General features: G+C 74.2%; 3 protein-coding genes. All 3 read left to right on the forward strand.

The window, feature by feature from the left end; translation table 11 throughout:
- Positions 1-3,018 (forward strand): type I polyketide synthase (locus tag AB0K25_RS31535; RefSeq protein WP_363823981.1); only part of this gene is annotated, 3,018 nt, incomplete at its 5' end.
- A gap of 44 nt (positions 3,019-3,062) precedes the next feature.
- Positions 3,063-6,185 (forward strand): type I polyketide synthase, encoded by a 3,123-nt coding sequence (locus AB0K25_RS31540; RefSeq protein ID WP_363823982.1) that lies wholly within the window; start codon positions 3,063-3,065, stop codon positions 6,183-6,185.
- Between the two features lie 56 nt (positions 6,186-6,241).
- On the forward strand, positions 6,242-9,248 hold a 3,007-nt coding region (locus tag AB0K25_RS31545; protein ID WP_357538562.1), incomplete at its 3' end, for a type I polyketide synthase.

The following is a 9,248-nucleotide window of genomic DNA, read 5'->3' on the forward strand; positions in this document are numbered from 1 at the left end:
TTGGGTGTGGTGGGTTCGGGTGGTGTGGTGGTGCCGACGTTGCGTCGGGGTGAGGGTGGTGTGGGTCGGGTGTTGTTGTCGTTGGGTGAGGCGTTTGTTGCGGGGGTGGGGGTTGATTGGCGTCGGGTGGTGGGTGCGGGTCGGTTGGTGGATGTGCCGACGTATGCGTTCCAGGGGGAGCGGTACTGGTTGGAGGCACCCCGCAACACCGGCGACCTGAGCGCCGCCGGTCTGGACCAGGCCGGCCACCCGATGCTCGGCGCCGCGGTCGTGCTCGCCGGTGACGCCGGGACCCTCTTCACCGGCCGGGTCTCGCTCACCACCCACCCGTGGCTCGCCGACCACCTGGTCGGCGGCACCGTCCTCCTGCCCGGCGCGGCCTTCGTCGACCTGGCCCTGCACTGCGCCGCGTACGCCGGACTGGCCATGGTCGACGACCTGACCCTGCACGCGCCGCTCGCACTGCCCGCGCACGGCGTCGTGGACCTCCAGGTCGTCGCGTCCGCCCCGGACGACACCGGCCGCCGCCGGGTGACGATCCACGGCCGGTCGGCCGACACCGACTCCGGTCAGGACTGGACCCTGCACGCCAGCGGGGTGCTGACCCCGGTTGCCGACCCGGCCGGCACGGCGCTGACCAGTTGGCCGCCCGCCGACGTGGTGCCCGTCGACCTCACCGGCCTGTACGACCGGCTCGCCGAGCACGGCTACGGCTACGGCACCGCCTTCCGGGGCCTGACCGGGCTGTGGCGGGACCCGGACCACTGCTACGCCGAGATCACCCTGCCGGAGGGGACCGACCCCACCGGCCACCGGCTGCATCCGGCGCTGCTCGACGCGGCCCTGCACCCCCTGCTGGCGCTCGCGCTCGCCGACACCGACGGCCCGCTGCCGCTGCGGATCCCGTTCTCCTGGCAGGGGGTGACGGCCGCCGACGTGACGCCCGCCCGACTGCGGGTGCGGTGGGACGCCTCCGGCGGCGAGACCGTCCGGATGGACATCGCCGACGACACCGGCACCCCGGTCGGATCGGTACGCGCGCTGACCCTCCGCGAGATCGACCCGGCCCGGCTCGCCGCGCTGCGTACCGACCGGCTGCCGCTCTACGAGATCCGCTGGAACCCCGTCGAGACCCCGGCCGGGGCGGACGCCACCCAGGACCATGTCCTCGTCGGTGCGGACGGCCACCACCTGCGTGACCTGCCGGGTGTCGATCCGGCGGACTACCCGGACGTCGAGTCGCTGCGGGCGGCGGTCGCCGACGGCCGGCCGGCACCGTCCACCGTGCTGGTCTCCTGCGTGGGCTCGGCACCCGGTGCCGGGGTCGATCCGACCGCCACCGGGCTGCCCACCCGGCAGGTGCTCGACACGGTGCAGGGCTGGCTCGCCTGCGGTGAACTGGCGCAGTCGAAGCTGGTCGTCGTGACCAGCGGCGCGTTGCCGCTGCCCGGTGACACCGACGTCGACCTGGCCATGGCACCGGTCGCCGGCCTGCTGCGTACCGCGCGGGCGGAGAACCCCGGCGCGGTGGTGCACATCGACGTCGACGCCGATTCGGGCCCGGCCCTGTCCGGCGCGTTGGCCACCGGGGAGTCGGAGATCGCGCTGCGAAACGGCGTCGGCCTCGTACCACGGTTGGTGGTACGCCGCTCGGCGGAGCCTGCCGCGCCGCCGAGGCTCGACCCGGACGGCACCGTCCTGATCACCGGGGCCACCGGGGCGCTCGGCGCTCTCGTCGCCCGGCACCTGGTGGCGACCTACGGCGTGCGGCACCTGCTGTTGCTGAGCCGGCGCGGCGCGGACGCCCCCGGCGCCGGTGACCTGCTCGCCGACCTCACCGCGCAGGGGGCGACGGCCCGGCTGGTCGCCTGCGACGTCGGGGACCGCGAATCCGTCGCCGCGGCGCTCGCCACGGTGCCGGCCGACCACCCGCTCACCGCGGTCGTGCACGCCGCCGGGGTCATCGACGACGGGGTGCTGCCCAGCCTCACCCCGCACCGCCTCGACGTCGTCTGGCGGCCGAAGGTGCAGGCCGCTCTGCACCTGCACGAGCTGACCGCGGACGCCGACCTGGCCGCGTTCGTGCTGTTCTCCTCGGTGGCGGGTCAACTCGGCAACCTCGGTCAGGGCAACTATGCGGCGGCCAACGTCGCCCTCGACGCGCTCGCCGAACACCGCCGGGCCGCCGGCCTGGCCGGCACCTCCCTGGTCTGGGGGTTGTGGGGCGAGACCGACGGCACCGGGGCCGGCGCGGCGGCGAAACTCGACCGGGCGGCGCTGGACCGGGTCAGCCGGGGCGGCCTGCTGCCGCTGTCGCTCGACGAGGGGCTAGCCCTCTTCGACGACGCGCTGGCCGCCGGCCCGGCGGTGCTGGTCACCGCCCGCTTCGACATCGCCGGCCTCAGCGCCCGCACCGAGACCGACAACGTGCCACCCCGGCTGTCCGGGCTGACCCGCACGGCCCGCCGCCCCGCCGGTGGCCAACAGGCGTCCCAACCGCTGGTCACCCGGCTCGCCGGGCTGCCGGTCGGCGAACAACAGAAGATCGTGCTGGACCTGGTACGCAGGAACGTCGTCGCCGTCCTCGGCGGCGACCGGGTGGCGCGCGTCGACGACGACCGGTCCTTCAAGGAACTCGGCTTCGAGTCGCTGTCCGCGGTCGAGTTGCGCAACCGGCTCAGCGCCGCCACCGGTCTGCAACTGCCCGCCACGATGGTCTTCGACCATCCACGGCCCACCTCGCTGGCCGAGTTCATCCGGGAGACCGCCGCGCCGGCCGACGCCGAGGGCCCGGTCCTCGCCGAACTCGACCGGCTGTCCGCCGCCATGGCGGCGGCCTCCTCCGACCGGGGGCTGCGCCGGCTGGTCGCCGCCCGGCTGGAGAGCATGCTCGCCGACTGGAAGACCACCCCGGCGGACCGGTCGGCCGGCCCGGAAGCCAACGCGCGCATCGAGTCCGCGTCCGTGGACGAGATCTTCGACCTGATCGACCAGGAGTTCGGCACGGTGCCGCAGTGAGCGGCCACCGGCCGCAGGAGTCAACGAGAGCGGGTGTCCAGCGCATGTCAGGTGACGAGGCGAAGCTCCTCAACTACCTCAAGCGGATGACCATTGAGCTGCGCGACGCCCAGGAACGCATCCGGGATCTCGAAGAGAGCCGCCACGAGCCGATCGCGCTCGTCGGGATGAGCTGCCAGTACCCCGGCGGGGTGCAGACCCCGGACGAGTTGTGGGACCTGGTCGCCGGTGAGGTCGACGCCGTGGCCGGGTTCCCCACCGACCGGGGGTGGGACCTCGACGGGCTCTACGACCCGGACCCGGACACCGTCGGCACCAGCTACGCCCGCGAGGGTGGTTTCCTCTACGACGCGGCCGAGTTCGACGCCGGGCTGTTCGCCATCACCCCCCGCGAGGCGCTGTCCATCGACCCCCAGCAGCGCCTACTGCTCGAACACGCCTGGCAGTCGATCGAGCGGGGCGGCGTCGACCCCCGGTCGCTGCGCGGCAGCGACACCGGCGTGTTCGTCGGGGTGATGTACAACGACTACGGGTCGCGGCTGATGCCGGCACCGGAGGGCTTCGAGGGGTACGTCGGCAACGGCAGCGCGGCGAGCATCGCCTCCGGCCGGATCGCCTACTCGTTGGGCTTCGAAGGGCCGGCGATCACCGTCGACACCGCCTGCTCGTCGTCGCTGGTGGCGATCCACCTGGCCTGCCAGTCGCTGCGCTGGGGCGAGTGCTCCCTGGCCCTGGCCGGAGGCGTCACGGTGATGGCGACACCGGGGGTGTTCATCGAGTTCTCCCGGCAGCGCGGCCTGTCGCCCGGCGGCCGGTGCCGGTCCTTCTCCGCCGGGGCCGACGGCGCCGGCTGGGCCGAGGGCGTCGGAGTGGTCATGTTGGAGCGGTACTCCGACGCGCTGCGCAACGGGCACCCGGTGCTCGGTCTGATCCGGGGCAGCGCGGTCAACCAGGACGGCGCCAGCAACGGCCTCACCGCCCCGAGCGGGCCCGCCCAGGAACGTGTCATCTTCAACGCCCTCGCCGACGCCCGGCTCACCCCCGCCGACCTCGACGCGGTGGAGGGGCACGGCACCGGCACCACCCTCGGCGACCCGATCGAGGTACGCGCCCTGCAAGCCGTGTACGGCGCCGGCCGGGACGCGCAACGCCCCCTCTGGCTGGGCTCGCTCAAGTCCAACATCGGGCACAGCCAGGCCGCGGCCGGAGTCGGCGGCCTGATCAAGATGGTGCAGGCGATGCGGAACGAGGTGCTGCCCCGGTCCCTGCACGCCGACCCACCGACCCCCCACGTGGACTGGTCGTCGGGCGCGGTACGCCTGCTGCGTGAGGCCGTGGCCTGGCCGGTCGCCGATCGGCCACGTCGCGTCGGCATCTCCTCCTTCGGAATCAGCGGCACGAACGCCCACCTGATCCTGGAGGAGTCGCCACCCCCGCCCGCCGGGGAACACGGGTCCGCGCCGGTGGTGACACCCGACCGCCCGACCGCCTGGCCACTGTCGGGTAACTCGCCCAAGGCACTGCGGGACCAGGCACGACGGCTCGCCGCCCACCTGCGGCGTCGACCGCTGCGGCCGGTCGACGTGGCGTACACCCTGAATCGTCGTCCGCTGTTCGCCCACCGTGCCGTTCTGCTCGGCACCGACCCGGCCGAGCTGCTCACCGGTCTGGACCGGTTGGCCGGCGGCTCGGGCTCCGCCCAGGTGGTGCGGGGCCGCCCCGCCCCGCCCGGCGGTCGTACCCTCGCCATGATCTTCTCGGGTCAGGGTTCGCAGCACGCGGGCATGGGCCGCGACCTCTACCCGGCGTTCCCGGCCTTCGCCGCGGCCCTCGACGCGGCGTGTGCGGCCCTCGACGCGCACCTGCCGGTGGTGCTGCGCGACGTGCTCTTCGCCCCGGCGGGCACCGCCCTCGCCGCGCTGCTCGACCAGACCCGGTTCGCCCAACCTGCCATCTTCGCCGTGGAGGTGGCGCTGTTCCGGCTCCTCGAACGGTTCGGCATCCGGCCCCAACGGCTCGTCGGGCACTCGGTCGGCGAGTTCGCCGCCGCCCACGTCGCCGGAGTGCTCACGCTGGCCGACGCGGCGACCCTGGTCACCGCACGCGGACGACTCATGCAGGAACTGCCGGCCGGCGGCGCGATGGTGGCGGTGCAGGCCACCGAGGCCGAGGTGACACCGATGCTGGTGGACCGGGCCGCCGAGGTCGCCGTCGCCGCCGTGAACGGACCGTCCTCCGTCGTGGTCGCCGGTGACGAGCCGGCGGTCGCCGAGATCGAGGCGGCCTGGGCCGCCCAGGGCCGGCGGACCAGCCGACTGCGGGTCAGCCACGCCTTCCACTCCCCCCGGATGGAACCCATGCTCGACGAGTTCCGGCGGGTGGCGGCGGGCCTGACCTACCGGCCGCCGACCGTCGAGCTGGTGTCCACCGTGACCGGTCGACCGGTCGGCCCGGGTGAACTGGAGGACCCGGAATACTGGGTGGCGCACGCCCGCCGGCCGGTCCGCTTCGCCGACGCCGTCCGGGCGCTGGCCGCCGCCGAGGTCACCGAGTACCTCGAAGTCGGCCCGGACAGTGTGCTGAGCGCGGTGGTCACCGAGAACCTCGGCGTCGCCGGCACGACCGGTGCGGTGCTGCCGCTGCTGCGCCGCGACGTCGACGAGCCGGTGGCGTTCCTGACCGGGGTCGCGAACTGGTACTGCCGGGGTGGCGGCGTCGACTGGGACGCGCTGACCGACGGGCTGGCCCCGACCACCGTCGACCTGCCCACCTACGCGTTCCAGCGCAAGCACTACTGGCTGGACGCGGTCGCACCGATGGTGGCCACCCGCCGGGCACCCACGCCGCCCGACTCGCTCACCGACGGCAGTGACGAGGCGGAGCCGTCGCTGGCCGTCACCCTGCTGCGGCTACCGGCCGCCGAACGCCGGGCGACCCTGCTGATGGCCCTGCGCGGGCTGGCCGCCGAGGTGATGCGGCTCGACCGGGCCGACGACGTCGCCGCCGACGTCCCCCTGCTCGAACTCGGGTTCACCTCGCTGATGGCGATCGACCTGCGCAACCGGGCCGCCGCCGCCACCGGAGTGGACCTGCCCGCCGCGCTGGTCTACGAGCACCCGACGTTCGAGGCGATCGTCGACTACGTCGACACCCTGATCACCGTCTAGACCCTCCGCCCCACCCCCTGATGGCCCGCGATCGACGCAGAATGAGGTCAGTTGTCATGCCGCAGACCCGTGACTTTTCCGAGGACGCGATCGCTGTCGTCGGCATGTCCTGCCGCCTGCCCGGCGCGGCGAACCCGGCCGCGTTCTGGGCCCTGCTCGCCAGCGGGGGCAACGCGATCGGCGCGGCACCCACCGACCGGTCGGGGCCGACCGCCCCACCCGGCGGCTTCCTCGACGACGTCGCCGGGTTCGACGCCGCCTTCTTCGGCATCTCCCCGCGCGAGGCCACCGCGATGGACCCGCAGCAGCGGCTGATGCTGGAGCTGGCGTGGGAGGCGTTCGAGGACGCCCGGCTGGCACCCGACCAGCTGGCCGGGCGGCCTGCGGCGGTCTACGTCGGCGCCATCCAGGACGACTACGCCCAACTGGCCGGCCGGGTGCCCGCCACCGTCCACACCCTCACCGGGCTGCACCGCAGCGTCGTGGCCAACCGGATCTCCTACACACTCGGCCTGACCGGGCCCAGCGTGGTCGTCGACTCCGGGCAGTCGTCGGCGCTGGTCGCCGTGCACCAGGCCTGCGAGAGCCTGCGCGCCGGGACCGTCTCGCTGGCCCTGGCCGGCGGCGTGAACCTCATCCTGGAACCGGGGAGCACCGCCCGGGTCGGCGAGTTCGGCGGTCTCTCCCCGGACGGCACGGCCTGGGTCTTCGACGCGCGCGCCAACGGCTACGTACGCGGTGAGGGCGGCGGCCTGGTCGTGCTCAAGCGGCTCGCCGACGCGGTGGCCGACGGCGACGACATCTCCTGCGTGATCCTCGGCGGGGCCGTCAACAACGACGGTGGCGGTGCCGGCCTGACCGTCCCGGACGGCGACGGGCAGGCCGACGTGATCCGGCGGGCGCACCGGCAGGCGGGCACCGACCCGGCCCACGTCGGCTACGTCGAGCTGCACGGCACGGGCACGCCCGTCGGCGACCCGGTCGAGGCAGGCGCGCTGGGTGCGACGATCGGCGTGCACCGGCCGGCGGACGCTCCGCTGGCCGTCGGTTCGGCCAAGACCAACGTCGGGCACCTCGAAGGGGCCGCCGGTCTGGTCGGTCTGCTCAAGCTCGCGTTGAGCGCCCGGCACGGGCAGATCCCGGCGAGTCTGAACTTCAGCACCGTCAACCCGCGCATCGACCTGGCCGCGCTGAACCTGCAGGTGCAGTGCGCGCTCGGGCCGTGGCCGGCGGACGCCGCCGGTGACGGCGACGCCCTGGCCGGCATCTCGTCGTTCGGAATGGGCGGCACCAACGCCCACCTCGTCGTCGGGCGGGCGCCCCGGCCCACCGGCGACCGGACCGACGCGCCGACGCCCCCGCACACCGCCCCCTGGGTGGTGTCCGCTCAGAACCCCGCCGCACTGCGCGCCCAGGCGGCCACGCTGCACCGGTTCCTCACCACCGGTGGCGACGTCGCGGGCGTCGACCTCGGCTACTCGCTCGCGACGACCCGGGCCGCCCTGCGGCACCGGGCGGCGATCCGCGCCGGTGACCGCGCCGACATGCTCGCCGCGCTCGCCGCGCTCGCCGCCGGTGACGACCGACCCGACCTGGTCGTCGGCCGCGCCCAGCCCGGCCGGGTGGTCTTCGTCTTCCCCGGCCAGGGCTCGCAGTGGGAGGCGATGGCCCGTGGCCTGTACGCCGACTCCGCGGTGTTCCGCGACCGCCTCGACGAATGTGCCGACGCGCTGGCCGCGTACACCGACTGGGACCTGCGCGACGTCCTGCTCGGCGGGGACGCCGACCAGTTGGCGCGGGTCGACGTGGTCCAGCCGGTGCTGTTCGCCGTGATGGTGTCGTTGGCGGCACTGTGGCGGGCGCACGGGGTGGAACCCGACGCGGTGGTGGGGCACTCCCAGGGTGAGATCGCCGCCGCGTGCGTGGCCGGCGCGCTGACCCTGCCGGACGCGGCCCGGGTGGTGGCCCTGCGCAGTCGGGCGATCCGGGCCCTGGCCGGCACGGGCGCGATGGCGTCTGTGGCGGCGTCGGCCGAGCGGCTGCTGCCGGTGCTGGAGCAGTGGAGCGACCAGGTGGCGATCGGGGCGATCAACGGCCCCGACTCGACCGTCCTGTCCGGAGCGGTGGACGTGCTGCCGCAGGTGCTCGCCGAGCTGACCGCGCAGGGGGTGCGGTGCCGGGCCATCCCGGTGGACTACGCCTCCCACTCCCCGCAGGTCGAGACGGTCCGCGACGAGGTGCTCGCCCAGCTCACCCCGATCACGCCCACCAGTGCCCCGGTCACCTTCTACTCGTCGGTGACCGGAACGCCCGTCGACACGGCCGGTCTGGACGCCGCCTACTGGTACCGCAACCTACGGCAGACCGTCCGGTTCGAGCCGGCCGCCACGGCGTTGCTCGACGACGGGTACACCACGTTCATCGAGTGCAGCCCGCACCCGGTGCTGGCCGTCGGCCTGCGGGAGACCTTCGCCGCAGCCGGGCAGCCGGCGTCCGTCGTGCCCAGCCTGCGGCGCGACGAGGGCGGCCTCGACCGCTTCCGGCAGGCCGTCGGCCATGCGTACGTCGTGGGTGTCCCGGTCGACTGGACCACGTCCTTCCCGGGCGCACAGCGGATCTCCCTGCCCACCTACGCGTTCCAGCGCAGGCCCTTCTGGATCGACGCGCCCGCAACGGACCCGGGCACGACGACCGTACGGCCCGACGCCGACGCGCCGGTGGCCGAGGAGCCCGTCGGCGACGGGGCCTGGGCGACTGACCTGCGGGAGCTGCCGGCGGAGCGGCGCCTCGACGTCGCCCTGGAGTTGGTCCGGCGGCGGGCCGCCGGCATCCTCGGTCATTCGAACGCCACCGACGTGGACCCGGAGACGACGTTCAAGGAACTCGGCTTCTCCTCGCTCACCGTCGTGGAACTACGCGACCGGCTGGTCGCCGACACCGCCCTGCCGCTGCCGTCCTCGCTCGCCTACGACTTTCCGACTCCGGTGTTGGTGGCGGAGCGGTTGGTGGGTTTGGTGGTGGGTGGGGTTTCGGGTGTGGGTGTTGCGGGTGTGGGTGTGGGTG

It is taken from the genome of Micromonospora sp. NPDC049257, assembly GCF_040678915.1.
Lineage (GTDB): Bacteria > Actinomycetota > Actinomycetes > Mycobacteriales > Micromonosporaceae > Micromonospora > Micromonospora antibiotica.